Origin of the sequence: Mycolicibacterium sphagni, from assembly GCF_002250655.1 — a bacterium.
Lineage (GTDB): Bacteria > Actinomycetota > Actinomycetes > Mycobacteriales > Mycobacteriaceae > Mycobacterium > Mycobacterium sphagni.
On record NZ_NOZR01000013.1, the window covers coordinates 102,321 to 127,775 of the forward strand.

23 protein-coding genes and 1 tRNA gene are annotated in these 25,455 nt (G+C 66.3%); 9 read left to right on the forward strand and 15 right to left on the reverse strand.

The features are described from left to right. Positions 1–4: 4 nt before the first annotated feature. Positions 5–256 (reverse strand): hypothetical protein, encoded by a 252-nt coding sequence (locus CG716_RS16500; RefSeq protein ID WP_094481547.1) that lies wholly within the window; start codon positions 254–256, stop codon positions 5–7. A gap of 140 nt (positions 257–396) precedes the next feature. Here CG716_RS16500 and CG716_RS16505 point away from each other — a divergent pair. After that, a tRNA-Asn gene (locus CG716_RS16505) sits at positions 397–469 on the forward strand. 187 nt (positions 470–656) lie between these two features. Here CG716_RS16505 and CG716_RS16510 read toward each other — a convergent pair. Continuing rightward, positions 657–1,346, reverse strand: a complete 690-nt coding sequence (locus CG716_RS16510) for a hypothetical protein (protein ID WP_133066954.1) — start codon at positions 1,344–1,346, stop codon at positions 657–659. Positions 1,347–1,715: 369 nt separating this feature from the next. Continuing rightward, entirely contained in the window at positions 1,716–5,603 is a 3,888-nt protein-coding gene (locus CG716_RS16515; protein ID WP_165774177.1) for a YncE family protein, read from the reverse strand. 34 nt (positions 5,604–5,637) lie between these two features. Between CG716_RS16515 and CG716_RS30225 the strand changes: the two genes are divergently transcribed. After that, a complete protein-coding gene (locus tag CG716_RS30225) occupies positions 5,638–5,820 on the forward strand; it encodes a hypothetical protein (RefSeq protein ID WP_165774178.1) in 183 nt (60 codons plus the stop codon). Positions 5,821–6,090: 270 nt separating this feature from the next. On the opposite strand, the gene CG716_RS16520 is transcribed toward CG716_RS30225, so the two are convergent. The 4 genes from CG716_RS16520 to CG716_RS16535 all read right to left on the reverse strand — a co-directional run bounded on the left by CG716_RS16520 (position 6,091) and on the right by CG716_RS16535 (position 9,617). Next, positions 6,091–6,354 (reverse strand): cytochrome C oxidase subunit IV family protein, encoded by a 264-nt coding sequence (locus CG716_RS16520; RefSeq protein WP_094481449.1) that lies wholly within the window; start codon positions 6,352–6,354, stop codon positions 6,091–6,093. Then, on the reverse strand, positions 6,354–6,941 hold the full coding sequence (locus CG716_RS16525) for a cytochrome c oxidase subunit 3 (RefSeq protein ID WP_094481451.1): 588 nt from the start codon (positions 6,939–6,941) through the stop codon (positions 6,354–6,356). Before CG716_RS16525 ends, CG716_RS16520 begins: the two co-directional genes overlap by 1 nt. Next, positions 6,938–7,594 (reverse strand): hypothetical protein, encoded by a 657-nt coding sequence (locus tag CG716_RS16530; RefSeq protein ID WP_094481549.1) that lies wholly within the window; start codon positions 7,592–7,594, stop codon positions 6,938–6,940. Before CG716_RS16530 ends, CG716_RS16525 begins: the two co-directional genes overlap by 4 nt. Before the next feature lie 109 nt (positions 7,595–7,703). After that, complete coding sequence (locus tag CG716_RS16535) at positions 7,704–9,617, reverse strand: acyl-CoA dehydrogenase family protein (RefSeq protein ID WP_094481453.1); 1,914 nt, start codon at positions 9,615–9,617, stop codon at positions 7,704–7,706. A 102-nt stretch (positions 9,618–9,719) separates the two neighbouring features. Between CG716_RS16535 and CG716_RS16540 the strand changes: the two genes are divergently transcribed. Both CG716_RS16540 and CG716_RS16545 read left to right on the forward strand, forming a co-directional pair. Continuing rightward, on the forward strand, positions 9,720–10,457 hold the full coding sequence (locus CG716_RS16540; protein WP_094481551.1) for a VIT1/CCC1 transporter family protein: 738 nt from the start codon (positions 9,720–9,722) through the stop codon (positions 10,455–10,457). 24 nt (positions 10,458–10,481) lie between these two features. Further along, positions 10,482–11,369 (forward strand): bestrophin family protein, encoded by an 888-nt coding sequence (locus CG716_RS16545; RefSeq protein WP_094481455.1) that lies wholly within the window; start codon positions 10,482–10,484, stop codon positions 11,367–11,369. Positions 11,370–11,373: 4 nt separating this feature from the next. Here the strand turns inward: CG716_RS16545 and CG716_RS16550 are convergent, their stop codons facing one another. Genes CG716_RS16550 through CG716_RS16560 form a run of 3 tightly spaced genes read right to left on the reverse strand, consistent with a single transcriptional unit; the run spans position 11,374 to position 13,966 of the window. Then, entirely contained in the window at positions 11,374–12,246 is an 873-nt protein-coding gene (locus CG716_RS16550) for a TIGR03619 family F420-dependent LLM class oxidoreductase (protein WP_094481457.1), read from the reverse strand. A gap of 30 nt (positions 12,247–12,276) precedes the next feature. After that, positions 12,277–13,488, reverse strand: a complete 1,212-nt coding sequence (locus CG716_RS16555) for an MFS transporter (RefSeq protein ID WP_094481459.1) — start codon at positions 13,486–13,488, stop codon at positions 12,277–12,279. Positions 13,489–13,507: 19 nt separating this feature from the next. Then, positions 13,508–13,966 carry a MarR family winged helix-turn-helix transcriptional regulator gene (locus CG716_RS16560; RefSeq protein ID WP_410430798.1) on the reverse strand — a complete coding sequence of 153 codons (459 nt, stop codon included), beginning with the start codon at positions 13,964–13,966 and terminating at the stop codon, positions 13,508–13,510. Positions 13,967–14,101: 135 nt separating this feature from the next. On the opposite strand from CG716_RS16560, the gene CG716_RS16565 reads away from it, so the two are divergent. Both CG716_RS16565 and CG716_RS16570 read left to right on the forward strand, forming a co-directional pair. Beyond that, positions 14,102–16,153 carry a DUF2232 domain-containing protein gene (locus CG716_RS16565; RefSeq protein ID WP_165774179.1) on the forward strand — a complete coding sequence of 684 codons (2,052 nt, stop codon included), beginning with the start codon at positions 14,102–14,104 and terminating at the stop codon, positions 16,151–16,153. After that, a complete protein-coding gene (locus CG716_RS16570) occupies positions 16,150–16,974 on the forward strand; it encodes a CbiQ family ECF transporter T component (RefSeq protein ID WP_094481463.1) in 825 nt (274 codons plus the stop codon). Before CG716_RS16565 ends, CG716_RS16570 begins: the two co-directional genes overlap by 4 nt. Here the strand turns inward: CG716_RS16570 and CG716_RS16575 are convergent. Genes CG716_RS16575 through CG716_RS16585 form a run of 3 tightly spaced genes read right to left on the reverse strand, consistent with a single transcriptional unit; the run spans position 16,971 to position 19,922 of the window. After that, entirely contained in the window at positions 16,971–18,245 is a 1,275-nt protein-coding gene (locus CG716_RS16575) for an ABC transporter substrate-binding protein (protein WP_094481465.1), read from the reverse strand. The genes CG716_RS16570 and CG716_RS16575 overlap by 4 nt on opposite strands. Further along, positions 18,242–19,054, reverse strand: a complete 813-nt coding sequence (locus CG716_RS16580) for a carbohydrate ABC transporter permease (protein ID WP_165774180.1) — start codon at positions 19,052–19,054, stop codon at positions 18,242–18,244. Before CG716_RS16580 ends, CG716_RS16575 begins: the two co-directional genes overlap by 4 nt. Next, positions 19,041–19,922, reverse strand: coding sequence for a carbohydrate ABC transporter permease (locus CG716_RS16585; RefSeq protein WP_094481467.1), 882 nt, complete (start codon positions 19,920–19,922; stop codon positions 19,041–19,043). The genes CG716_RS16580 and CG716_RS16585 overlap by 14 nt, the downstream gene beginning before the upstream one ends. Before the next feature lie 39 nt (positions 19,923–19,961). Here CG716_RS16585 and CG716_RS16590 point away from each other — a divergent pair, with 39 nt between their 5' ends. The 3 genes from CG716_RS16590 to CG716_RS16600 are packed head-to-tail and all read left to right on the forward strand — an operon-like array spanning position 19,962 to position 23,740. Beyond that, positions 19,962–21,476 (forward strand): TldD/PmbA family protein, encoded by a 1,515-nt coding sequence (locus CG716_RS16590; protein ID WP_094481469.1) that lies wholly within the window; start codon positions 19,962–19,964, stop codon positions 21,474–21,476. Positions 21,477–21,510: 34 nt separating this feature from the next. Continuing rightward, positions 21,511–22,884: a metallopeptidase TldD-related protein gene (locus CG716_RS16595; RefSeq protein ID WP_094481471.1), complete on the forward strand. Its 1,374-nt coding sequence runs from the start codon at positions 21,511–21,513 to the stop codon at positions 22,882–22,884. A gap of 7 nt (positions 22,885–22,891) precedes the next feature. Continuing rightward, positions 22,892–23,740 carry a carboxymuconolactone decarboxylase family protein gene (locus CG716_RS16600; RefSeq protein WP_094481473.1) on the forward strand — a complete coding sequence of 283 codons (849 nt, stop codon included), beginning with the start codon at positions 22,892–22,894 and terminating at the stop codon, positions 23,738–23,740. On the opposite strand, the gene CG716_RS16605 is transcribed toward CG716_RS16600, so the two are convergent. Continuing rightward, positions 23,737–24,300: a histidine phosphatase family protein gene (locus CG716_RS16605; protein WP_094481475.1), complete on the reverse strand. Its 564-nt coding sequence runs from the start codon at positions 24,298–24,300 to the stop codon at positions 23,737–23,739. The two genes, CG716_RS16600 and CG716_RS16605, sit on opposite strands and share 4 nt — an antisense overlap. A 12-nt stretch (positions 24,301–24,312) precedes the next feature. Next, positions 24,313–25,359, reverse strand: coding sequence for a threonine aldolase family protein (locus tag CG716_RS16610; RefSeq protein ID WP_094481557.1), 1,047 nt, complete (start codon positions 25,357–25,359; stop codon positions 24,313–24,315). Positions 25,360–25,455: the final 96 nt, after the last annotated feature.

Consider the following 25,455-nt stretch of genomic DNA (forward strand, 5'->3'; position numbering starts at 1 on the left):
TCTTTTACTGAGATTCCGACCGCCGTGGTTCCACCACGGTGGTTTCGGCGTCGATCTGGGTCAGCTGGACCATCTTCGGATCCGGGTCCGGTGACACCCGGTCGGCAAGCTTGCGGCGCCCGGCGTCGATCACGGATTTGGTGGCGGGGTTGTCGGTGAGCGCGCGGTAGGTGCCGACGATCTGCTCGTAGCGCTTACGGCCGGCCTTGGTGCCCAACACATAACCGACGCCAAGCACGGCCAGATACTGAATCACAGCGTTCCCTTCCTCAAACCTCGCCTCACCATCCTGCCTGACGCGGCTGGGTTCGCGCCCGTCCACCCGTTTTGGCGTCGAAGGTCCCCGGTAAGCTAGAGTCACTCTCCGGCCCGCACAGCGCAAGCGCGGGAAGGTAGTCCCCTGTAGCTCAATTGGCAGAGCTTCCGACTGTTAATCGGACGGTTCTTGGTTCGAGTCCAAGCGGGGGAGCAGGATTGCCGAGGTGAGTCATCACAGGTGCAGCTGGTTTCGCCGGATGTGAAGATCTCCAGCCGGCACCGGCGCACCGCACCATCTGATTTCGCGGCTGCTGCAATCAGCTTGTCCCACGGATGGGACTGATCAAAGAGCAAACACCGTCTGCAGCCTCGCGCCGAAGTCGGTGTCTCCGGTTGGATTATTTCCTGCCGCTTCTGCCTTGACCAGTGGCCGCCGCTGGAGCTGCGGTCTTCTTGGTCGTCGGCACTGCCACGGTGGCGGTGTTCTTAGGGTGGCCGGCCCCCGCAGCCAGGAGAGCGGGCGTCGCAACGATTGGGGTATCAGCGACGTGTTTGGGTTTCGCCGAATCAGCCTGCATGCCCGGATTGTTCGGCTTGACGACACTGCTGGCCGCATTGACCGGCAAGACGGCAGCCACCCCCTGGATGACCTTCGCCACCCAGGATTCAAGCTGGACCACCCAGGAGGGTAGCTGCCCGTCGGGGCCGAGTAGCGGGAGGAAGAGCAGATCGTAGACCGCAATGAAGCCGAGGAAGGAAACAAACGCTATCTCCCCAACCACGCCCACCACAAACGACCGCAGCTGTTGTGTCAACGACTGCAGCCCCTGCGCCACCGAGGTGAGCGGGTTGGTCGTGGGCGTCACCGCGGCAACAGCGGAGATCGCGGCGGCTGATGCTGGGCGAACTCCGGCGGCCACAGGGGGGACCTGGGCGGCGACGGCGGCGTCGAGCTGCATGACGCGGGCCTCGATCTGAGACGACACACCGTGAAGTGCCGGAGGTGGGGCAAGGGTAAGGCCCAGGGCGACGATCATTGTGCTGGCGGCAGCCAGACCCGTTGGGTAAGAGCGAACAGACAGATCCATGGTGACCCCCGCAAGGGATGCTGATGACCGATCTTTGTCGGTCAGGTGATGAGGTGAATCATCGCACCAGTCGCAGCGGCGGGGACGAGTACTGGACTACTCGAAACCGAAGACCCGGTGATCCGGGCGCAAACTCGGTCGCGCCGCCAGGCGTAAAGATAGCGGGGACCGGCTGACTTATGGCCCAGCATTCGTTGTGTCACGAGCTGTGACCCGGGGAACTGCCGCTGCGAGCGGCTCTTGGTGGGGATTGACGAGAGCCTTTGCAGCTCAGGCATTTTCGGTGCGATCTGACAACGACGCACCTCGCCGGACGACCACGAGCCTTTTGTCGCCAACCGGTGGGTGACGTGTGACAACCTCGATTCCCTAGGTGATCTTGAGAAGTGTCGCGGTCATCGTCCCGCCGTTCGCCGTGGGCGACGAATACGTGCCGATGAAGGCCGGGTCGCCTTGGTAGTTATAGGACACCCAGTCGCCGATGCCGCCGGTGATCGCGTAGGTGGTGCCGATCTGTGCTCCGGTGGCGACGTTGATCACCACGAGCCGGGTGGTGTAGCTGCCGTCGGCGTTGCTAGCGGTGGTGGTGATGAAGGCGAGGGTGTTGGCGACGTTCTCATATGCCGATATGAGGTTGCCGGGCAGGGCGAACGTGGAGCCGACCTGTGCGCCGGTGGAGGTGCTGACCACTGCGAGCTGAGTGGTGTAACCGCCGGTGGCGGCTTGGGCGGTTGTCGTGACCACAACGTTGCCGGTGCTCTCGCTGAACAGCGGCGAAGGCGCCGACACAGGCTGTTCTCCGGGCAGCGTCACAGTCGTTCCGAGCTGGGCGCTTGTCGCGCCGTTGATCACCGAGATGTGGGTGGTGTAGCTACCTGTGGTCGTATTCTCTGTGTAGGTGGTGAGAACGGCGTTGGAGGCGTTGGACGCGTTGGAGTTGTACGTCTGACTGGTGAATCCCGCCAGTCCTGTCTGGCTGAATGTGGTGCCGATCTGGATGCCGGTGGCAGCGTTGATCTCCGAGTCGCGGAAGGTCTGGCTGCCGTCGGCATTGTGGGCGAAAGTGCCCACGAAGATCCGGGAGTTGTCGGTGCTGAATGTCGGACCCCCGAACGCCTGACCGGTCTGGGTGAACGTGCTGCCGATCTGGGCGCCGGTCGCGGTGTTGATCACGGCCACATGGGTGGTGTAAATGCCGCTGGTTGCGTTCTGGGAGTAGGTGGCGACGAGCAGGCGGCTGCTATCTGCTCCGGCGGTCGCCCAGCTGAACGACGACCCGTCTCGTTCGCCGGGCACCGCGAGCGTCGTGCCGATCTGGGTTCCGGTAGTGGGGTCGATGACCACGACCTGGGTGGCCGCGGTGGTCGGATCGAACCCAGAGCTGGTGACGACGAAGCGGGTTTGGTCCGGACTGATAGCTCCTGTCCCCGACCCGGACAGGGTCAGGGTGGTGCCGACCTGCGCGCCGGTGGCGGTGTTGAGCACCAGAACTTGTGTGGTGTACGTGCCGGTGGCTGCGTTCTGCGTTTGGTCGGTGATGAGGGCCCGGGTGCCGTTGGGCTCGACGGTCGACTCCCCTTCAGTCGGACCTGTACCGGTCAGAGTGAGTGTGGTGCCGATCTGGGCGCCGGTGACGGCGTTTACCACAGCGAACCGGAAGGTCGAGGTATTCGTCGTAACGTTAAAGCTGTTGGTGCTGACGTAAATACGGGTGTCGTCGGAACTGATCTCGGCGTACCCGATACCGGGGAGGGCGAACGTTTTGCCGACTTGGACACCGGTGGCGGTGTTGAGCACTGCAACCTGCGTGTTGTCAATCGGAGTACCCGTACCACTGTTGGTCAGGTCGCTGACGAGCAAGCGGGTGCTGTCTTGACTGAACTGTGCACTCTCGCTGCTGCCGGGCAGGCTGAACGTGCTGCCGACCTGTGCGCCGGTTACAGGGTTGAGCAACGTCGCTGACACGATTTGGCTGCCGGTGGCCGCGTCCACCGGCTGGCTGGTATAGACCACGTGGGTGCCGTCGTAGCTGAATAGTCCCTCCCCGAGGCCGGTCACGGTGATTGTCTTGCCGATCTGGCTGCCGGTGGCAGTGTTCATCAGTGCGAGTTGTGTGCTGAGGACTTCCCGAGTGACCGTGCTCGAGGTGTGTGCAATGACGATTGCGCGGGTGCCATCGGGACTGACTTCCCCGTAACCCTGGTAGTAGCTGTCGCCGTTCAGGGTGATCGCGCCAACGGTGCTCACAGTGCCCGTGGCAGCAACGGGTGCGATCGGAACGGTGACGGTTTCGGTGGTGGAGGCAGTCCCGTTGCTGGCGGTGACGGTGAAGGTGTCGGTGGTGGTGGAGGTGGCCTTCTGGCGGGCCGCGGTGGTCGGGGTGTAGGTGTAGGAGCCCGCGGTGCTGACGGTGACCGCTCCATCGACGGGGGCGGTGGTGACGCTGTAGGTCAGAGGTTTACCGGCTGGCTCGGTGAACCCCAGAGTGCCGGTGACCACCCCGGTGGTCGGATTGGGAGTGCCCACGGTTGGGGTGCCCGCGATTGGCTTGTCCACGAGCGGGGAAACCGTCACGGTGACGGTCTCGGAGGTGGAGGCGACCCCGTCGCTGGCGGTGACGGTGAAGGTGTCAGTGACCCGGGTGGTGGTGGTGCCTGCTTTCAGCCGCGCCGCGGTGGTGGGAGCGTAGGTGAACGCTCCGACCGAATTGATCGTCACGGTTCCTTTGGTGGGGCTGGTGCTGACCGTGTAGGTCAGCGGCAGGTTGCCAGGCTCGGTGAAACCCACTGTGCCGGTTACGATCCCGGTGGTCGGATTGGGAGTGCCCACGGTGGGGGTGCCCGCGACGGGCTGTGGATTGGTATTGATCACCGATACCGTGTTGCTGCCCTCGTTGGTGACGTAGGCCACGGTGCCGGTGGGGCTTATTGTCACGTCTGCTGGTGCGGTGCCGACAGCGATGCTCGCGATGACGTTGTTGGTGGCGGTGTTGATCACCGACACCGTTCCAGCGCTGGAGCCGTTGCCGTCGTTCGTGACGTAGGCAAGCGTGCCGGCCGGGTTGAAAGCCACCGCACCGGCGATGCTGCCTACCGGGATGCTCGTGCTGACGTTGTTGGTGGCGGTGTTGATGACCGACACCGTTCCGGCACTGGAGCCATCACCCTGGTTGACGACATATAGCTGGTTGCCCTTCGGGCTGACCGCAGCATCGACGGGGGCGATACCGACCGTGATGGTGTTGGTGACTTTGTTGGTGGCGGTGTTGATGACCGACACCGTTCCGGCACTGGAGCCATCGCCGTAGTTCGTGACGAAGAGAAGCTTGCCGTTGGGGCTGACCGCCACCCCCTCGGGTCCGTCGCCCACGGTGATGGTGTTGGTGACTTTGTTGGTGGCGGTGTTGATCACTGACACCGTTCCCGCGCTGGAGCCATCACCTAGATTGGCGACGTAGAGATGGCTGCCGTCGGGGCTGACAGCCACCCCAGCTGGGCCAACACCCACGGTGATGGTGGTGGTGACTTTGTTGGTGGCGGTGTTGATCACTGACACCGTTCCCGCGCTGGAGCCATCACCGAGATTGGCGACGTAGAGATGGCTGCCGGTGGGGCTGACCGCCACCGCGAACGGTGCGACGCCCACCGTGATGGTGGTGGTGACTTTGTTGGTGGCGGTGTTGATCACTGACACCGTTCCCGCGCTGGAGCCATCACCCAAATTTGCGACGTAGAGCAGCTTGCCATTGGGGCTGATCGCGTCTCCGGCCGGCGTGCTGCCCACACCGATGGTGGTGATCACAGGACTGCTCGCGTTGACCGGGCTGGCGGCTGCGCTGCCGGCCACATTGCCGGCGCCGGTCGAAGCATCCTTGTACGAAATGGTTTTCGCGGTTTCGATATCCCGGAAGAATCCCCACAGCAGCGCGCCGAGTTGGTTGGTGGGTGCACTCGGGGCGTTGGCCCCGAACAACGACAACACCCCCGCCAACAAACTCACCAAAGGGTTGGCCGGTGCTGCGGGAGAGGCGGCCGGGGTCACCGATGTGGCGGCTCCACCGGCGGTCCCAGTCGCCGTGGCGGTCGCGGCGTGAGCAACTGCCACGACGGGGATGTTCGCGGTACTGTCGGCGGCTGTGGGCGACCCGGCGTGCGGTGAGGTGTTGTCGGTGCCGGCAGCCGGGCGCGGATAGCGCTTCGGGGCGCGCGTGCTCGCGCCGGCGGCGTTGGTGTTAGAAGTGTTGGCGGCAGACGCCACCTTGAAGGCGCCACTCGTCGCAGGGGGTGCTGCCTTGCCTGACGGATTGCCGGCCGCCGATCTGGACGTCGAAGACGCGGGGCTGCCGTTATGGCTCGACAACAAGGAACCGCCCGTCCCGGTGGTGTCAGCGTGGGCCACCCCGGACCCGGCGAGGGCGGCACCCACACCCAGCGTCAGGGCAGCCGTGCCCAACCAGGCATACGGCTCACGGTGATATGAGGCCGCGCGGTGCCGCCCCCTCTTGCCTCTCGCCCTGGTCTTTGCTGCCGTTGTCGCCCGCTGCCCAGCCGCCATGTCCGCCCCCGCACCATGAGTTTCGTTAAGCCGACACCCTGCACGGCCTAAAAAATAGACGCGGACGACAATTGGCAGAAAATTCACAGATGGGGGTATTCATGCAGCTTGCCGCATTAGAACGAGGTCCACCTGCGCTTTGCTAAAGCCGCTGCGCGGCGTCAAAAACGCATACCGCGGAGACCACGCGTCAGAGCCACAAATACAGGCCGGACAGCAGCGCCCACAACGCCACGCAGTACACCTCGAACGCCAGCCGCAGCGGGATCGGGGAGAGGCGCAATTCCATGAAGTCGAGGCCCACCAGACGCACCTTGATCGCGGCGATGGCCAAGACGCCTACGGCCACCAGTGAACCCATGCCGTGGTCGTGGCCCAGGGCCCACGACGCCAGCGTCGCGCCCACCAGAATCAGCCAGCTGACGCCGGCACGGTTGCGTATCAACGCCCACATCAGCTCACCAGGTACAGGAGTGGGAACAGGACGATCCACAACAGATCGACCAGGTGCCAGAAGCAGCCGCCGCCTTCGATGACCGCGAGCCGGGTGGCCGACAGCCCGGTCCGCCGCGTCTGGGTCAGCAGCAACACCAGCACGACGATCCCGATACAGACGTGCAGCAGGTGCAGCCCGGTGAGGATGAAGTAGTACAGGTAGAAGTGGTTGGCGCCCGCGGTGTGCCCCGCGCCCACCAGCAAGACGTATTCGGTGACCTTCAGCGCCACGAACACCACACCGCAGCCGATCGCGATCAGCAGCGCTCTGGCGGCGATGGTGCGGGCGCGGGTGCGCAGACCGCCGATCGCCGCCACCACAAACAGCGAGCTGGTCAGCAGCACCAGCGTGTTGACCAGGCCGATGTTGACATGCAGCGTCTTGCGTGCGGCGTCGAAAACCTCTGGCGCCTTTGATCGTTCGACCATGAACGTGGCGAAGAAAGCCGCGAACACCAGCATGTCGCCGAACAGGAATACCCAGGTGCCCTGTTCGCCGGGGATGCGTCGCGCGTTAGCTGGTGCCGGTTCGCCGACTGCCGTCATGACGCTTCGGCACGCTGCTGAGCCTTGATCCCGCGGTCCAGCACAATCGTGGTCGAAATCAGCCAGATCACCAGCGCCAGGCCGGGGACGTAGAACGCGAACACCCCGTGCCAGGCCAGCGGTCCGTCGTTGAAAACCACGACCACGCAGCCGGGCAGTGACAGCAGCGCCACCCACAGATTCAGGTAGCCATACCAGCGGGGGAACGTCTGCGGCTCGGTCTTGTCGATGAACGACGCAATAGCCAGCGTGATGTTCTGCACGATGATCGTGCCGACGATGCCGATGAACATCAGCCAGAACACGTCGTCGAGTGCCTGCGTGATCTCCGGCGGCCTGGACTCTGGCCGAAACGATGCCGCGGCCAACACGAGGAACGGAAACAGCAGGGCGGGAACGAAAATCGTCGCCGCGAACAGCTGGGTCACCGTCAGCATGCCCCACTGCCCTTCGACCCGGCGGATCCGCAGCACGATGGTGGCCAGGAACGGCAACGCGATCACCGATGTCAGCAGGCAGCCGGCGATGCCGATGCGGATCCAGATCTTGTGGTCGACGAAGAACTCGGCGACCTCGGTCGGCGACCAGACTGGCGATATGGGCGGGAACAGCCGAGCCAATCCCGACATGCACGTGCCGTACAGCAGGATCATGATCGTTCCGCACCATGCGCCGATGCGTTGCAGCCTCAATTCCACGGCCGCGACGTTACTGCGTCAGCCCACCTGTTTTGTCAAAATTGTCAAAACGATGGGCTAGGCATTAGTTCAGATTCTCGGGATGCAGCATCTCCGCGTAGCGCAACTGCTCAGGGATTCCGAAGCCGTCGACCAGTAACTCCGCGTACGGCCGCAGCGCCCGGCATCGATCATTGATAGCGCGGATCACGGCCTTGGCCCGCTCGGTGGACAGGTAGCGGTGTTCGATGAACCAGGCCTTGTCGTCCTCGATCACCGACAGCGCGTACAGGTCGCACACCAGGCCCAGAATGCGGCGCGCCTCGGTGTCCTCGCAGGCATCGACGCCGGCGACGAACGCCTCGAGCACGATCCGGTCGATATGCGCCTTGGCGGTGTGCAGCACGTGATCCTGCACGGCGTTGAAGGCGTCGAACGCGCTCATCTCCTTGGCCTTGCCCTGGAGCCGGCGCGCCACCGAGGACAGCAGATACTGCTCGCGGTCCTCGAACATCTTGACCTGCGTGCCGCGGTTGAAGAGGCTGCCTTCCTCCTCGCTGTCCTGCCGCGAGTCGACGATCGTCTGCATGATCGCTTCGGCCGCAGTCCTTTTCAGCACCCGGTCGCCGGCGAAGTTGGCCGCAAAGCGCACCCACTCCACCGGGCTCATGCCCTTGACGTCGTCGGCGTAGGCGGTCAGAAGCTCCTTGGCCACCAGCTGCGTCAGCACGTGATTGTCACCCTCGAACGTGGTGAACACGTCGGTGTCGGCACGCAGGGCGATCAGCCGGTTCTCAGCGAGATAGCCTGCACCGCCGCAGGCTTCGCGAGCCTCCTGGATCGCGGCGCTGGCGTGCCAGGTATTGGCGGCCTTCAGGCCGGCCGCCCGGGATTCCAGCTCGCGCTGCTCTTCGGCGTCGGGGTTGTCCGAGGTCTGCACCTCGTGCAGCTTGGCCACCAACTCGTTCTGGGCGAACTGCAGCGCATACGAGCGGGCGATCAGCGGGAACAACCGGCGTTGATGCACCAGGTAGTCCATGATCAGCACTTCGCCTTCGCCATCGGGCGCGCTGAACTGCTTGCGCTCCAAGGCATACCGCACGGCGATGTCAAGGGCCACCCGCGCTGCGGCGCCCGCGCTACCGCCGACGGTGACCCGCCCACGGATCAGTGTGCCCAGCATGGTGAAGAAACGCCGGTTGGGGTTCTCGATCGGGGAGGAGTAGGTGCCATCCGGCGCGACGTCGGCGTACTTGTTGAGTAGGTTCTCCCGCGGAACGCGGACGTTGTCGAACATGATCCGGCCGTTGTCGACACCGGGCAGCCCACCCTTGTAGAGGCAATCCGATGTGGTAACGCCCGGCAGGTCGTTGCCGTCCTCGTCGCGGATCGGCACCACGAAACAGTGCACCCCGTGTGATTCGCCGCCGGTGATGAGCTGAGCGAAAACGGCTGACACTCGGGCTGTTTCGGCCGCACCGCCGATGTAGTCCTTGCGGGAGCTCGGGGTGGGCGAGTTGATCACGAATTCTTCGGTCGCCGGGTCGTAGGTGGCCGTCGTCTCGAGCGACTGCACGTCGCTGCCGTGGCCGGTCTCGGTCATCCCGAAGCAGCCCACCAGGTCCAGGTCGATGATGCGCTGCACATAGGCCTTGTGGTGGCGCTCGGTGCCCAGGTTCTCGATGGCCCCACCGAACAATCCCCACTGCACGCCTGCCTTGACCATCAGCGACAGGTCGGACATCGCGAGCATCTCGATGCGGGTGACCGCGGCACCCGCGTCGCCGTTGCCGCCGTGCTCTTTTCGGAACCCGTCCTCCGCGGCGCCGGCGGCAGCCATGATCTTCATCTGCTCGGCGACCTTCGCGCGCGCGATCGCCGTGTTGGGGGTGTAGTGCGGTTTGAAGATCTCGGTGGAGAGTTCGGTGCGGACGGCGTTCTTGACGTCTCGCCAGCGGCCGTCGAGCGCGTTACGGAGATGTTCCGCAGTGGTGGTCATCCACCGAAAGTATCCCCGCGGCCACTTCTGTAAACGCGGATGTGGCAAACACAGGCAAACCTGAGTCGATGTGAGTCTCTCGCATGGCGTTCAATGGGCGACATGTCGGACTCCGGCGGGGACATCACGCGCAGGCAAAAAGTCGTGTTGCCGCACGACATTGACCATCGCCATGCCGACGTCACCGGTGGCTGGCTGCGTGCTGCGACGTTCGGTGCGATGGATGGATTGGTCAGTAACAGCGCTCTCATCGCCGGGGTGGCGGCCGGGGCGGGCGCCCACACGGTGGTGCTCAGCGGTGTGGCCGGACTGCTCGCGGGTGCGTTCTCGATGGCGCTCGGCGAATTCACATCCGTCTCGACGGCCAACGAGCAGATCGACTCCGAGGTGCGCGTCGAACGGCGCTCCTTCGAACGTCATCCGCAGGCCGAGCGCACCGAACTGGTCGCGATGCTGATGGAGATGGGGATGACGGAGGCCACGGCACGCACGGCCACCGAGGAGATCCACCGCGACGAGGAACGGGCGGTGAACTTCCACCTCGTGCAGGAGTTGGGCGTCGATCCGCGGGAGAAGCCCTCGCCGGTGGTCGCCGCTGTCTCGTCGTTCCTGATGTTCGCGGTTGGCGCGATCGTGCCGCTGCTGCCGTATCTGCTGGGCTCGCAGTCACTGTGGGTGGGCCTCGCGTGTAGCAGCGTCGGGTTATTGGTGGCCGGCGCGGTGGCCGCCCGATTCACCAAAGGCTCGATGTGGTTCGGCGGCGGACGACAGCTGGTATTCGGGGCCATCGCGATCGCCGCGACGTATGCGGTCGGAAATCTTGTCGACGCGCTGCTCTGAGGCGGCGGGTAATACTCTGACGCGGTGATTCGCAGTGTCGGGAAGCTAGGGCCGCTCAAGGTCTGCTGGTTGCTCTGCAAGCGGATGCGTTGGGATCTGCTGGCGATCGTGGTGGTGGCCGCCATCCTGATCCCGATTCCCGATCCCACCCAGATCGACTACGCCTCGGCCGTGCTGTCCGTGCTCGGTATCGGTGCCTCGGTGTTCATCGGCTTTCGCAACACCACCGCCTACAACCGCTGGTGGGAAGCCCGCACGCTGTGGGGCAATGTCATCATCAACTCCCGCGCCACCCACAACACCCTGTATTCGGTCGACACCGGGGCACCCGAGATGGCCCCCATCCTGGATCGGATGCGCCGTCGCCAGGTCCGCTACGCCTGGCAGCTCGCCGCGGATCTGCGGGGGGTCACCGCGGTCCCGGGGGTCGCCGACCTGACGCCGGAAGATTCCATCGACATCACAGCTACCGACTTGCTGACCCGCCAGGCCGTCGATATCCAGACGTTGTCCGCCGCGGGCAATATCGACGACCAGGCCCGCGTGATGCTGATGGGCGTCAACACCGCTCTGGTCACTGCCCAGAGCGGTCTGGAACGCATTCGCAATGAGCCGATCCCGCTGCAGTACGAAATCTTCATCCGGGCGCTGGCCTGGTTCTTCTCCGTCATGGCCTTCAGCCGGCTGGACGGCTCGTCTCACCCCTATGCCGGCGTGGGGATCGGCCTGCTGCTGATGGTCGTGTTCATCGGCGCCGAACGCCTCGGGCACTTCATCGAGCAGCCGATGAACAACAGCATCTTCGACATCGCGATGTTTCGGTTCTGCACCATCATCACCGGCAACCTGTTGGGCGCCGGCCACCTGCTGGCTCAGCCCAGGGAGAGCGCGAATGCCGCCGTCTGGATGTGAACGCTCAACGGCTTTGGGCGATAACGGTTTCGGCGAACCGCTCAATCGGGCCGCGGAAGCGTTCGACATCGCCGCCGGCGGCGACGGAGGGATCCGTCATCCACGGGGCGCACATCACCGCGGTGATCCCGATGTCTTCGGCCCGCTTGTACAGATCCGGTGACGGCGGATCCATGAGCGCCAGCATGATCTCGAAAGGTTGATCAGCGCGGCCGAATTCGCGGCGCAGCGCGTCAAGCTTGGCGATGTAGGCCTCCGCGGCGTCCCAGGTGTAGGCCGTGCCGATCCACCCGTCGCACAACGAGGCTGCGCGGCGCAGTGCGGCGTCGGATTCGCCGCCGCAGAGGATGGGCACCGGCTGCGGTGGATGCGGCTCGATCATCATCTCCGGCACCTGGTAGTACCGGCCGCTCCATGACACCCAACCGCCCTGCCACAGCGCCCGCAGCGCGGGGATCATCTCGTCTAGCCGTTTACCGCGGTTCCCGAACTCTTGCCCCAGCAGCTCGTATTCCTCACGCATCCAACCGATTCCCACGCCGAGCGATACTCGGCCCTCGGACAGCGCCGCCGCCGTCGCCACCTGCTTGGCGACCTCCACCAGGGGACGGGCCGGCGCGATGTAGACGGCGTTGGAGAACCGCAGCTGCGTGGTAACCGCGGCCATCGCCCCGATCAGCACCCAGGTATCAGGCCATGCGGTCTCGGGCGACCAGCCCGGCCGTCCTGACGGCGACGGATACGGCGAGCGCAGATCGCGCGGGTAGATCAGGTGATCGGCGCAGATCATGCCGTCGTAGCCGGCTTCGTCGATCATGCGCGCCACCGCGACCGCTTCGGTCGGCTTCATGAAGGGGGTGCCGCACCAGAACTGCATCGTTCTCCTCGGGGTCGGCCCCCGCCCCGCTCAGCTGTCGCTGCCGATGGTCACCGCGGTGGCCTGGTCGGTGATCTCCTCGAGCTCATCCTCCGGTGTGTCAATACCGCTCAGATACCGGGCCGTCACTGCGAGAACACCCGCCCCGGCCAGCACCGCACCAGCGCCCACCCAGAACGGCAAGTGCACGCTGACCCGCTCGCCCAGCACCCCGGCCAGCCACGGTGCGACGGCCGCGCCGCTGAATCGCATGAAGCTGTAGGCCGCTGAGGCCACGCCGCGTTCGACGGGTGCCGCCTTCATGACGGTTTCGGTGATCAGCGTGTTGTTGACGCCGATGAACAGGCCGGCCACCACCACGCAGGCGGCCAGAACCGCCCTGTTCTCGGTGAGTAGGGCCATCACCGCCAGCAGCGTGGAGAAGCACAGCAGGTTCACCAGCAGTACTCGTACGGTGCCGAACCGGTGTTGCAGCCACGGGGCGACGACCACCGACGTGAGCGCCAAGCACAGGCCCCAGCCGAAGAAGATCAGTCCGATTTCGTGGGCCGACATGTTGAGCGGAAAGGGAGTGAACGCCAACAGGGTGAAGAACCCGAAGTTGTACAGCAGTGCGGTGATGGATACCCCGAGCAGGCCCCGGTGACGCAGCGCCCGGAATGGATCGGCGAGCGTCGTAACCCGTTGCGGGCGTGGTGTTTCGGGCAACAGTAACGCCGTAACCACCAGCGCGACGGCCATCAGCGCCGACACCCCGAAGAACGGCCCGCGCCACGAGATTCCGCCGAGCACGCCGCCGACCAGCGGGCCGACCGCGATGCCCAACCCCAGCGCCGCCTCGTAGAGGATGATGGCCTGGGCCACCGAGCCGCGGGCGGAGTTGACGATGGTGGCCAGCGCGGTCGCGATGAACAGGGCATTGCCCAATCCCCACAGGGCGCGCCAGCCAACGATGCCCATCACGGTGTCGCTCATCCCGGCCAGGCCGGCACCGGCGATGATGATCACCAGGCCCACCAGCAGTGTGCGTTTCGGGCCGATGCGGCTGGACACTACGCCGGTGATCAGCATCGCCACGCCCATGACCGCCATGTAGCTGGTGAACAGCAGCGACACCTGTGACGGTGTGGCGTTGAGGTTGTCGGCGATGGGTTTCAGGATCGGGTCGACGAGACCGATGCCCATAAAGGCCACGACGGATGCGAACGCGACGGCCCAGACGGCCTTGGGTTGGCGCCACATGCGTGGCTCACTCCTTTGACTAGTAGGTGTCGAGGTCGTCGAGCAGACGATGCAGTGCTCCGACGGCCGCCGACAGAATTTCGTGATCCGCTTCGGAAAGCCGCTCGATGCGCGGGTCGATGACCGCGGCGCGGTCCGCGCGGACCTGGGCCAGGATCGTCTGGCCCTTGGGGGTGATGCGGATGCGGACGGCGCGCGCATCGTCGGGATCGGGGGTGCGGGCCACCAGGCCGGCGTCTTCCAGGCGACGGACCTGGGTGGTCATCGTCGGCTGGGAGCAGTGGTCCAGTTCGGCCAGATCGGAGATGCGGGCTTCGCCCTGGTCATCGATAGTGCCGAGCAGCCGCGCCTGCGCCCAGGGCAGGGGGAGCCGGATTCGCTGGGTGGCCAGCCGGTTGAGCCTCGCGACGACGGTCAGCAACTCGGACCCCAGAGCGGGTGGAGCGCCGGGTCGTTCCTGGGTGGGCGTCGGACTCATGCGTTCCATATTTACATAGAAATCCTATGTTGTCGCCCGAGGACTTGGTGGCATTCCTCACAGCATGTCCACAGGAGGGCTCGTGGCGGCAGGTCGAACCGACTGCCCGGCGGCAACGGCTGGCAGAATCGGATGATGACCGCGACGAGACCGGAGGCGCCGGCGAAGCCACCCTCCGGACCGACGGTCGATCTGCGCCCCGGGCGCTCGCTATCACCGGTCGAGATGGCCCAGGCGTCCGTGATGGCCGCCCTGGCCGCCGCCCTGTCGATCATTTCGGTCGTCATCCCGTTTGCCGGGGGACTGTCACTGCTGACCACAGTCCCGATGGGACTGCTGGGCTACCGCTATCGCCTGCGCGTCCTGCTGGCCTCGACGGTCGCGGCGAGCGTCACCGCGTTCCTGATCGCCGGTGTCTCCGGGCTGATGGTGGTGGTCAACTGCGCCTACGTCGGCGGCCTGGCGGGCATCATGAAACGCCGCGGGCGCGGCACCCCGACCGTCGTCGCCGTCGGCCTGCTGGCCGGGGTGGTCTTCGGCCTGTTCATCATCGCCGCGCTGACCGTGCTGGTGCGGCTGCGCACCCTGACCTTCGAGGCGATGACCGCCAACTTCGACGGCGTCGTCTCGGTGATGTCGCATATCGAGCCGTTCCGGGCGGGAGCCCAGGACGCCAGGCGCATCTTCGGACTCGGCCTGCAGTACTGGCCGGTGCTGCTGATGGTCTATGCGATCTTCTCGATCATGGTGGTGACGCTGGTCGGCTGGTGGGCACTGTCGCGGGTGCTGGGCCGGCTCAGTGGCATCCCCGATGTGCACAAGCTCGAGACACTCGATGAATCCGGGCCCATCGCACCGGTTCCCGTGCGCCTCATCGATGCCCGGTTCCGCTACCCGAAGGCCGCACACGACGCGTTGCGGCCGCTGACCCTGACCATCGAGGCCGGGGAAGACGTGGCGATCACCGGCGCCAACGGCTCTGGCAAGACCACGTTGATGCTGCTGCTATCCGGACGCGAACCCACCTCCGGATCCATCGAGCGCCCCGGCGCGGTCGGGCTGGGTCTGCTGGGCGGCACCGCGGTGATCATGCAGCACCCCGAAAGTCAGGTGCTGGGAACGCGAGTCGCCGACGACGTCGTGTGGGGCCTGCCGCCGGGAACGCAGACCGACGTCGCCGGACTGCTCGCCGAGGTCGGCCTGGCCGGCATGGAGGAGCGCGACACCGGCGGGTTGTCCGGGGGTGAGCTACAACGATTGGCGGTGGCCGCCGCGCTCGCGCGTCAGCCGTCCATGCTGATCGCCGATGAGGTCACCAGCATGGTTGATCAGCGCGGGCGGGAGGCGCTGCTGGCTGTTCTGTCCCGACTCACTGAACAGCACCAGATGGCGCTGGTGCAGATCACGCATTACAACAACGAGGCCGAGACCGCTGACCGGATCGTGAAACTCAGTGAGTCGCAGGACAACACTCACATGGTCGAGAGCGCCGCGGCGCCCACGCCGACGGTGAGTGTGACACCGCGCGCGGCCGAGGCGGTCCTGCAGCTCGAACACGTCGGCCACGAATACGCCAGCGGCACACCGTGGGCCAAGAACGCGCTGACCGATGTGGGCTTCACCGTCCACGACGGCGAAGGAGTGCTGATCCACGGCGGCAACGGGTCCGGTAAATCCACCCTGGCCTGGATCATGGCAGGTCTGACCACACCGACGACGGGCTCCTGCCTGGTGCGCGGACGCCCCGCCACGGAGTGTGTCGGCGAGGTGGCGATCGCGTTCCAGGCCGCACGGTTACAGCTGATGCGCAGCAGGGTGGATCTGGAAGTTGCATCCGCGGCTGGTTTTTCGCCCCACGATCGCGCTCGGGTGACCGCCGCACTGGCGAAGGTCGGCCTGGACGCGTCGCTTGCGGGCCGCCGCATCGACCAGCTCTCCGGCGGGCAGATGCGCCGGGTGGTGATCGCCGGGCTGCTGGCGCGCTCGCCGCAGGCGCTGATCCTCGACGAGCCGCTGGCCGGGCTGGACGCCGCCAGCCAACAGGGCCTGCTGCGGCTGTTGAGCGATCTGCGGCGCAACAGCGGGCTGACCGTCGTGGTGATCTCGCACGACTTCGTCGGGCTCGAGGAGCTGTGCCCGCGCACCCTGAATCTGCGCGACGGTGTATTGGCCGAGGGGCTGTCATGACGACTGCCCGTCAGCCGCGTCCGGTGGTGCTGTTGCGCCCTGTCCCCGGCACGTCGGCGATCCACGAGTTGTGGGCCGGCACCAAGATTCTCGTGGTCCTCGGCTTTTCGGCCCTGCTGGCGTTCTACCCGGACTGGTTGCCGCTGGCTCTGGTCGCGATCGGCATCGGCATCGCGATCCGGTTGGCGCACATTTCGCGTGGCGCCTTGCCGACCGTGCCCCGGTGGCTGTGGATTCTGCTGCTGATCGGTGCGGTCACCGCGGCACTCGGCGGTGGTACTCCGGAGCTGCATCTGGGGTCGTACGACATCGCGTTCGGCGGCCTGCTGAAGTTCCTGCGCGCTACGGTGGTGGCCGTCGTGCTGTTGGCGCTGGGCATGTTGGTGTCCTGGACGACGAACGTCGCCGACGTCGCGCCCGCGGTGGTGAAGCTCGGCCGGCCGCTGAAGGCGTTCCGGATCCCGGTCGACGACTGGGCGGTCGCCCTTGCCTTGTCGCTGCGGGCTTTTCCGATGCTGCTCGATGAGTTCCGATTGCTCTACGCCGCGCGGCGGTTGCGGCCGCGGCCGGTGCTGACCAGCCGGCGGGCTCGGCGCCGTCGCTGGGCCATCGAGATGGTGGACCTCATGGCGGCCGGTATCACGGTGGCACTGCGCCGCGCCGACGAGATGGGCGATGCCATCACCGCGCGCGGTGGGACCGGCCTGATTTCGGCGGCACCGTCGGGGCCGCGACGAGCCGACTGGGTGGTGCTGACGATCTCAGCGGTGGTGATTGTGGGGTCGGTGGTCCTGCAGGCGACGGTGCTGGCCGGAATCTAGCGCGCAGCGGCGGCGTTGGCCGCCTGCTGGGCGGCGCTCAGCGCGTCAGCGACGGGCGTTCTGCCCAGGAACATCTCGTCGAAGTACGGCTTGATGGCCTGATAGCCGGCGGCGAACCCACGCCCGCCCGGTGCGGCGATGTGGGGGCCGTCGAGCACCGAGAAGAAGGGTGCGACGTCCACTCCCTTGGCTGACCAGTAGCCGAAGTACGCCGCCTGGGCGGGCAGCACCGCGGGGATGGCTGCGCCTTGGCGGCCGACGTACTGGTTGCCACGGGTGCTGCCCAGCCAGCCCAGCACCTCACGTACCGCCTCGGGATGTCGGCTGGCCGGATTACCCGCGGCAACAATGCCGTTGGTGACACTGACCCGCCCCGCGGGCCCGGCCGGCAGCAGCGCCACACCCCAGCGGAATGGGGCGCGTTCGGCCACCTGAGCCAGGTTGTAGGTGCCCGACTGGAACAGCGCCATCCGCCCGGACAAGAACTGGTTGCGGGAGAAGTCGCCGTTGTCGTTGGTGTCCGATGCCGGCGGAGCGACCTGATCCGTATTGATCAGGCCGATCACGTACCGGAACGCGGTGGCGGCCTGCGGGTTGTCGAACGCAAACCGGTCGCCGTCGGAGAACACCCCGCCGGCCGAACCGATGTAGTTGAGGTAAATGGCCTGTAAGTCGTTGGCGGCGTTGTATCCCCACTGCCTGCCGTGAGTGAGACGCTTCAGGAGGCGCCGCAGGGTGTCGACGCTTCCGTCCGGATCCCAGCGCAGCGTGTTCAGCTCGGCCGGGTCGACACCGTCGGCGGCCAGCAGATCGGCGTTGTAGTACAGGGCGATTCCGGCATCGGTCAGCTGCGGAACGCCCCACAGCGTGCCGTTGCGGGTGAATTGGGCGACCACCGACGGCTCCCAGTCCGGGCTGGCCTCGATCGCCATGAGCCGGTTGTTGTCCGCGTACTCGGCGAAGCTGGCGTTGTTGATCCAGAAGATGTCGTCGGCGCCGCCACCGGCCACATCGGTGCGCAGGGTGTCGAAATAGCTGGCGTAGGCGACGATGTCGGTGCGCACCTCGATGTCGGGGTGGGTGCGGCTGAATTCTTTGAACGAATCTGCGTAGGCGGCCGCCACCGCCGGGTCCCACAGCCGCACGGTGATCACGGTCTTGCCGGACGGCTCGTCGGGGCGGCCCAGCACCAACGCACCAGCCACCAACAGCAGTGCCACCGTGATCAGCGCGGCCAGCATCCTGGTGGAGTACCGAGGGGGCCAGCTCATTTCAGTCCCGTGACGACGATCGAGCGCACGATGTGGCGCTGGAACACCAGGAACAGCGCGATCAGCGGAACGATCGCCACCGTCGTCGCCGCCATCACCAGCGTCCACTGCGCGTTGTACTGGGTCTGCAACCCGGCCGTCGCGACCGTCAGCACCCGCCAGGTTCCGCCGCTGGTGATCACCAACGGCCACATGAACGAATTCCATTGACTGACAACAGTGATCAACGTCAGCGTCACCAGAATCGGCTTGCTGGCCGGCAGCACCACGTGCACCAGCACGTCAAGAGTGTTGGCCCCGTCCAGGCGGGCGGCGTTGACCAGGTCGGCGGGGATGCCGCGAAAGTACTCGCGCAGCAGGAAGATCGCGTAAGGCGAGCCGAACAGGAACGGCAACAACAACGCCCAGAACGTGTTCCGCAATCCCAGCTCGGCCATCATCAGATAGAGCGGGACGACGGTGACGGTGCCCGGCACCATCAGGGTGGCGATGTAGATCCAGAACAACACGTCCCGGCCGGTGAACTCCAGACGGGCGAACGCGTAACCCGCCAGCACCGAGAACGTCAGCTGCGCCAGCGTGATCGTCGCCGTCATCAATGCGGTGACCGCCAAGGCCCGGCCGAATCCGGCATCGCCTAGCGCGGCGTAGTTGGCCAGTGTGGGCGGGTTGGGCAGCGACAGTGGGGTGCCGGTGGCGAACTGTTGGGCGGAGGTGATCGACGTCAGCAGGCTCAGCCCGAACGGGGCCAGGGTGATCACAGCACCGGCCAGCAGTCCGAAGTAGATCAGCGCGTTACGTGAGGTCATAGCTGATCCGCCGGCGAAAGTAGAGATGCTGGACGACGGTCGCGCCCACCAGGATGACGAACAGCACCAAGGCCATCACCGCTGCCCGCCCGATCGCCGCGGCGCCGAACGCCTCGGCGTAGATGCGGTGAGCCACCAGGTCGGTGTGCCCGGCAGGCCCGCCGCCGGTCAGCGCGTACACGGTGTCGAACACCTGGGCCGCGCTGACGATGCCGGTGACCGAGACGAAGAACAACGTCGGGCGCAGCATCGGCAGGGTGATGTGCCAGAACCGCTGCCAGCTCGTCGCGCCGTCGAGCCGGGCCGCGGCGTGGATCTGCGGCGGGATCGCCAGGATGCCGGCCAGGAAGAACAGCGTCACGTAGCCGACGTTGGTCCACACCGTCACTGCTGACACCACCGGTAACGCCAGCCCGGGATCGGTCAGCCATTCGATGCGACGGCCTGCCAGGGTGCTGACGGCGCCGTCAGTGGGGGCCAGGATCCAGTGCCACAGCACCGCGACGGCCAGCGGTGAACACACCCACGGCAGCACGTACACGGTTCGGAAGACACCGCTGCCCGGCAGCGCGCGAGCCAGGAGTGCCGCCGCGGCCAACCCGAGGACGATCTGGGCGGGCACCACGATCGCGATAAACAGCAGGGTCACCAACAACGAGTTGCCGAAGCTGGCGTCGGTCAGCACCGAACGCCAATTGTCCAGCCCCACATAGCGGATGGGGCCCAGCAGATCCCAGCGGTGCAGGCTCAGCCACAGCACCACCAGCATGGGCAGCAGCAGGAAGCACACCACTCCGAACAGGCTCGGCGCCAGCAGCGCATACCCGAGGAGGGTGGAGCGCACACGCCGAGTGGTCACCTTGGCCATTAAAGCGGGTTCACCGAGCCGGCCGTTACGGTGTAGCACGTGAGTCCACGTGATGTTGACGCCGACTTCCTGGCTCTGCCGCGCCATGCGCTGGCCGACGCCGCGTTGTCGGCCGCCCGGGCAGCCGGCGCCAGCTACGCCGACCTGCGTATCCACGGCATCACCAATGAGGTGGTGCAGCTGCGCGACGGTGAGCTGCAGAGTGCGGTCACCGACCGCGGGATCGGGTTGGCGGTGCGGGTGATCGTCGACGGCACCTGGGGGTTTGCCTCGCACGCCGAGCTGGCGCCCGAGGTCGCTGCCGACACGGCCCGGCGCGCGGTGGCGGTGGCCACCTCATTGGCCGCGCTGAACGCCGAACGCATCGAGCTGGCGCCCGAGCCTGTCTATGCGGACGCGACCTGGGTGTCGCCCTACCTCATCGATCCGTTCACAGTGTCGACCGCAGATAAGATCGCCCTGCTGGGCGAGTACAGCGGCCGGCTCATGGCGTCCGACGGGGTGGACCACGTCTCGGCGATGGTCAACACGGTCAAGGAGCAGACGTTCTATGCCGACACGTTCGGCTCGTCGATCACCCAGCAGCGGGTGCGGGTGATGCCGGCGCTGGAGGCGGTGGCCGTCGACGCCGCCGCGGGCAGCTTCGAGTCGATGCGCACCCTGGCCCCGCCGATGGCACGCGGATGGGAGGCGCTGAGCGGTGACGACGTGTGGAACTGGAGCACCGAACTGGCCGAGCTGCCCATCCTGCTGGCAGAGAAGACCAAGGCGCCCAGCGTGATTGCCGGCCCGACCGACCTGGTGATCGACCCGACCAACCTGTGGCTGACCATTCACGAATCCATCGGACACGCCACTGAATACGATCGTGCGATCGGCTACGAGGCGGCGTACGCGGGCACCTCGTTCGCCACCCCGGACAAGCTGAACACCATGCGCTACGGCTCACCGGTGATGAACGTGACCGCCGACCGCACCGTCGAATACGGTTTGGCGACAATCGGATACGACGACGAAGGGGTGGCCGCCCAGAGCTGGGATCTGGTGCGGGACGGCATCTTCGTCGGCTACCAATTGGACCGGGTCTTCGCACCGCGGCTGGGTCAGGCCCGCTCCAACGGTTGCTCGTACGCCGACTCGCCGCATCACGTCCCGATTCAGCGGATGGCCAACGTCTCGCTGCAACCGGGCACCGACAACGTGAGCACCGACGACCTGATCAGCAGGGTCGACGACGGCATCTACATCGTGGGGGACAAGTCCTGGTCGATTGACATGCAGCGCTACAACTTCCAGTTCACCGGGCAGCGGTTCTACCGGATCCGGTACGGCCGGATAGAGGGCCAGCTGCGCGACATCGCCTATCAGGCGACCACCACCGACTTCTGGAATTCGATGGAAGCCGTTGGAGGACCGTCGACCTGGCGTCTCGGCGGGGCGTTCAACTGCGGTAAGGCGCAGCCCGGTCAGGTGGCCGCGGTCAGTCACGGCTGCCCGTCGGCGTTGTTCCGCGGGGTGAACGTGCTGAATACCCGTGAGGAGGCCGGTCGATGAGCGCCAGCGAAGAGGCCAAATCGAGGTTGCGCCGATGATCCCCGCACAGCAGGTCGTCGAGCTGGCGCTGCAGGCCGCCAGCCAGTCAAGGCGGGTCGACGAGACCATCGTCATCGTGACCGACCGCGCTGAGGCGTCGCTGCGGTGGGCCGGCAATTCGATGACCACCAACGGCGTCTCGACAACCCGCTCGACCACGGTGATTTCCGTTGTGCGTAAAGGAGATACCTCGCACACCGGGGCGATCCGCACCAGCGACGTCGACCCGGCGGCGATCGGTGCGCTGGTGGCCGCGGCCGAGCAGGCCGCGCATGCCGCTCCTGAAGCGCGTGACAGCGCACCGCTGCTGACGGGCAGCGGCACCCCCGACGACTGGAACGCGGCGGTGCCAGAGACCGGCGTCGAAGTGTTCGCCGATGTCGCCGGATCGCTGTCGGGTGGGTTCGGCCGATCCGACCGGCTGTACGGCTACGCCCATCACGTCGTCGAGACGACGTTCCTGGCCACCTCCACCGGAATCCGGCGGCGCTTCACCCAGCCGACCGGAACGGCGGAGATCAACGCCAAACGCGACGGAGCCAGCGCGTGGGCGGGGGTGAGCACGCCGTGGTTCGTCGAGGTGCCGACCGATGCGCTGCTCGACGACCTGGCGCTGCGGCTGGGCTGGGCGGAGCGCACCGTCGAGCTGCCCGCGGGCCGCTACGAGACCTTGATGCCGCCGTCGACGGTGGCCGACATGATGATCTACCTGGGCTGGTCGATGGACGGCCGCGGCGCCGAAGAAGGCCGTACGGCGTTGTCGGCGCCGGGCGGTGGAACCCGGGTGGGCGAGAAGCTGACCGCGCTGCCGCTGACCATGTACTCCGATCCGTTCGCGCCGGGCTTGCAGTGCGCGCCGTTCGTCGCGGCGACAAGCAGCTCGGAGACGATCTCGGTGTTCGACAACGGCCTGGATATCGGGCGGGTGGACTGGATCCGCGATGGCACCATCAACGCACTGGCCTATCCGCGGGCGGCGGCCACCGAGTTCGGGACATCTCCGGCGGTGCCGGCCGACAACCTGCTGATGACCGGCGGCAGCGCCGAGCTGGCCGACATGGTGGCGTCCACCGAGCGTGGTCTGCTGCTGACCACGCTGTGGTACATCCGCACGGTAGATCCGACGACGCTGCTGCTGACCGGCCTGACACGCGACGGGGTGTACCTCATCGAAGACGGCGAAGTCACCGCGGCGGTCAACAACTTCCGCTTCAACGAAAGCCCGCTGGATCTGCTGCGGCGGGCCACCGAAGCCGGCATCGCCGAGCCGACGTTGCCCCGCGAGTGGGGCGACTGGGCGACCCGCGCGGTGATGCCGACACTGCGAATCCCCGACTTCCACATGTCGTCGGTCAGCCAAGCGCAATAATCCAAAGATGGCTGACGATCTTGACGCAGTACTGACCGAACTCGTGGTGCAGTCACCGGCCGACCAGCAGCGGTTGGTGGGACTGATCCGTGCGATCTGCGGTGACACGTTGTCGCTGACGCCACTGCCGGCCCAAACCCCGGTGAGTGCGCCGGGGTCGGACGCCGAGAAGGTGGTGGCCGAGTTTGCCGAACAGTTCAGCGTCGACGTGTCGGCGATCTCCGATCGCCAGCGGGAGGCACTGACCACGGTGCTGGGGGCCGGGACGTTCGGGGCCGTCGCGCAGATGTTCTTCGCCGACTTCCTCCCGCGGGTGCGCAACGGGTTGGAGATCCTGGGGCTGCCGGTGAGCTGGGTGCCCGATGAGCCGGTGTGGGACCCAGACATCGACGCCGCCGACGTGCTGTTCAATCAGCTGCTGCCGGGGGTGGCACGGCTGCGGTCGCTGGATCCGGTGACCACCGAGGTGGTGCGGCTGCGTGGCGCGGTCGCGCACAACTGCCGGCTGTGCAAGTCGCTGCGGGAAAGCAACGCTCTAGATGCCGGTGGCAGCGAATCGATGTACGACGACATCGAGCACTTCGAGTCTTCCGAGCTGCTGAGCGACGCGCACAAGGCCGCGCTGCGCTATGCCGACGCGCTGATCTGGTCACCGGGGCGGATCAGCCCGGCGGTGGCTGCCGGTGTGCGGGAGCACTTCTCGCACGAGCAGGCCCGTGAGCTGACGCTGGATGTGATGCGCAACGCGAGCAACAAGATCGCGGTGTCGTTGAAGGCCGATCAGGCCCGCGTCGCGGAGGGCACCGACCGCTATGTCATCGATGCCGACGGCCAGACGGTCTTCGCCGAACTTTAGTCCGGCTTCTGGTCGTATTCGTCGACGCGCCAAATCCCGTCGACGCGACTGAGTTTGTTCCAGCACGCCGTGCGCTGCGGAGCGTCGGTCAGGGTGGGGTCGAGCTGGCCGAGCAGCGCGCGGTTGAAGGCGTCATGGGAGACGAGAACCAAAGGGCCGCCGTCATGTTCGTTCACCAGAGCGGTGAACGCGGCCAGGGCTCGCTGGCGCACGGCCTCCGGCGGCTCGACGCCCGGGGCGTTGTCGATGCTGCCGTAGCGTGCGATGACCTCGGCGCGCTTGGCACCGGTGTGCGGGCCGTAGTCCCGGTCATTGAGCCGGATGTCGACCCTAGCCGGCACTCCGGCGGCGTCTGCGATGGACTGCGCGGTGGCGACCGCGCGCTGTAGCGGACTGCTGATCACGGCGGCCGGTTGTTTGTCGGCCAGGGCCGCGGCCAGCTTGTGGGCCTCGTCCAGGCCGACCTCATCCAATGGCGGGTCGCTCAGACCCCGCATGCGGTCCTCGGCATTGAACGCCGTGCGGCCGTGGCGGGCGAGATACACCGTGCTGACGGACATCCTGTCGCTCCTCTAGATGATGCGATCGTGGGCCTTCGACAATTCTCGTAGTGCCGCATCGACGTCGTTGTCGGTGGTGGCCCACGAGCAGACGAACCTGGCCGCCGGCTTGTGTGGGTCGGGGACGTGCACGATGAAATGTTGCCGCACGGCGGTCAGGGCTTCGACGGGGAGGTCGACGAACACCTCGTTGGCCTCGGTGGGGGAGGCCAGATGCAGGCCGAGGAGGGTCAGGCCGGCACTGAGCCGGGCGGCCATGGCGTTGGCGTGGGCGGCCGCCCGAAGCCAGGTGCCGTCGGTCAGCATGGCGTCGAATTGTGCTGAGACGTAACGGTGTTTGCTGGCTAGATGACCGATCTGTTTCTGCACGAACTCGATGCCGGTGAAGTGCTCGGGACGACGGACCAGGATCGCGTCGCCGAACAGCATGCCGTTCTTGGTGCCGCCGATGGTGACGATGTCGGCGTCGGCGATGGCCTGTGCCGGTGGGACATCAAGGGCGGCAATGGCATTGGCGACTCGCGAGCCGTCGACGTGGACCAGCAGGTCGAGCTCGTGGGCGTGGTCGATGAACTCGGCAAGGGCCTCAGGCTGCCACACGCGCCCGTTCTCGGTGGACTGGGTGATGGTGACGATCCGCGGCTGGGAGTGGTGGACGTCGCCGCGCCGGGTGATGCGACGGTCCAACAGTGCAGGGTCGATGATGCCGTCGTCGCTGGGCAGCGCGAGGAGGCTGGCGCCGGAGACCAGGACCGGACCGCCCGCCTCGTCGAGCAGGCTGTGGGCGATGTCGCTGCAGAGGATCTCGTGCCAGGGCCGCACCGCTGAGGCCAGCGCGATGATGTTGGCGCCGGTGCCGGTGAACGCGAACAGGACCTCGGCATTGGGGGAGTCGAAAGTCTCTCGCATGCGCGCGGTGGCGAGCGCGGTGAACGGATCGGCGCCGTAGGACGGGGTGGTGCCGTCGTTGGCGGCCAGGATCGCTTCGAGGGCCTTCGGGTGCGCGGGGGCGGCGTTGTCGGAGGCGAAAGCGCTGGAGGGGGCGGGCACAGTAACCATCGTGACACCGCGAACCATCGTGACACCGCGAACCATCGTGACACCGCGCTTGGGGTGAGCGAAACGGTTGCCGCCTGCTCAGGGCCGCCGGGAGAA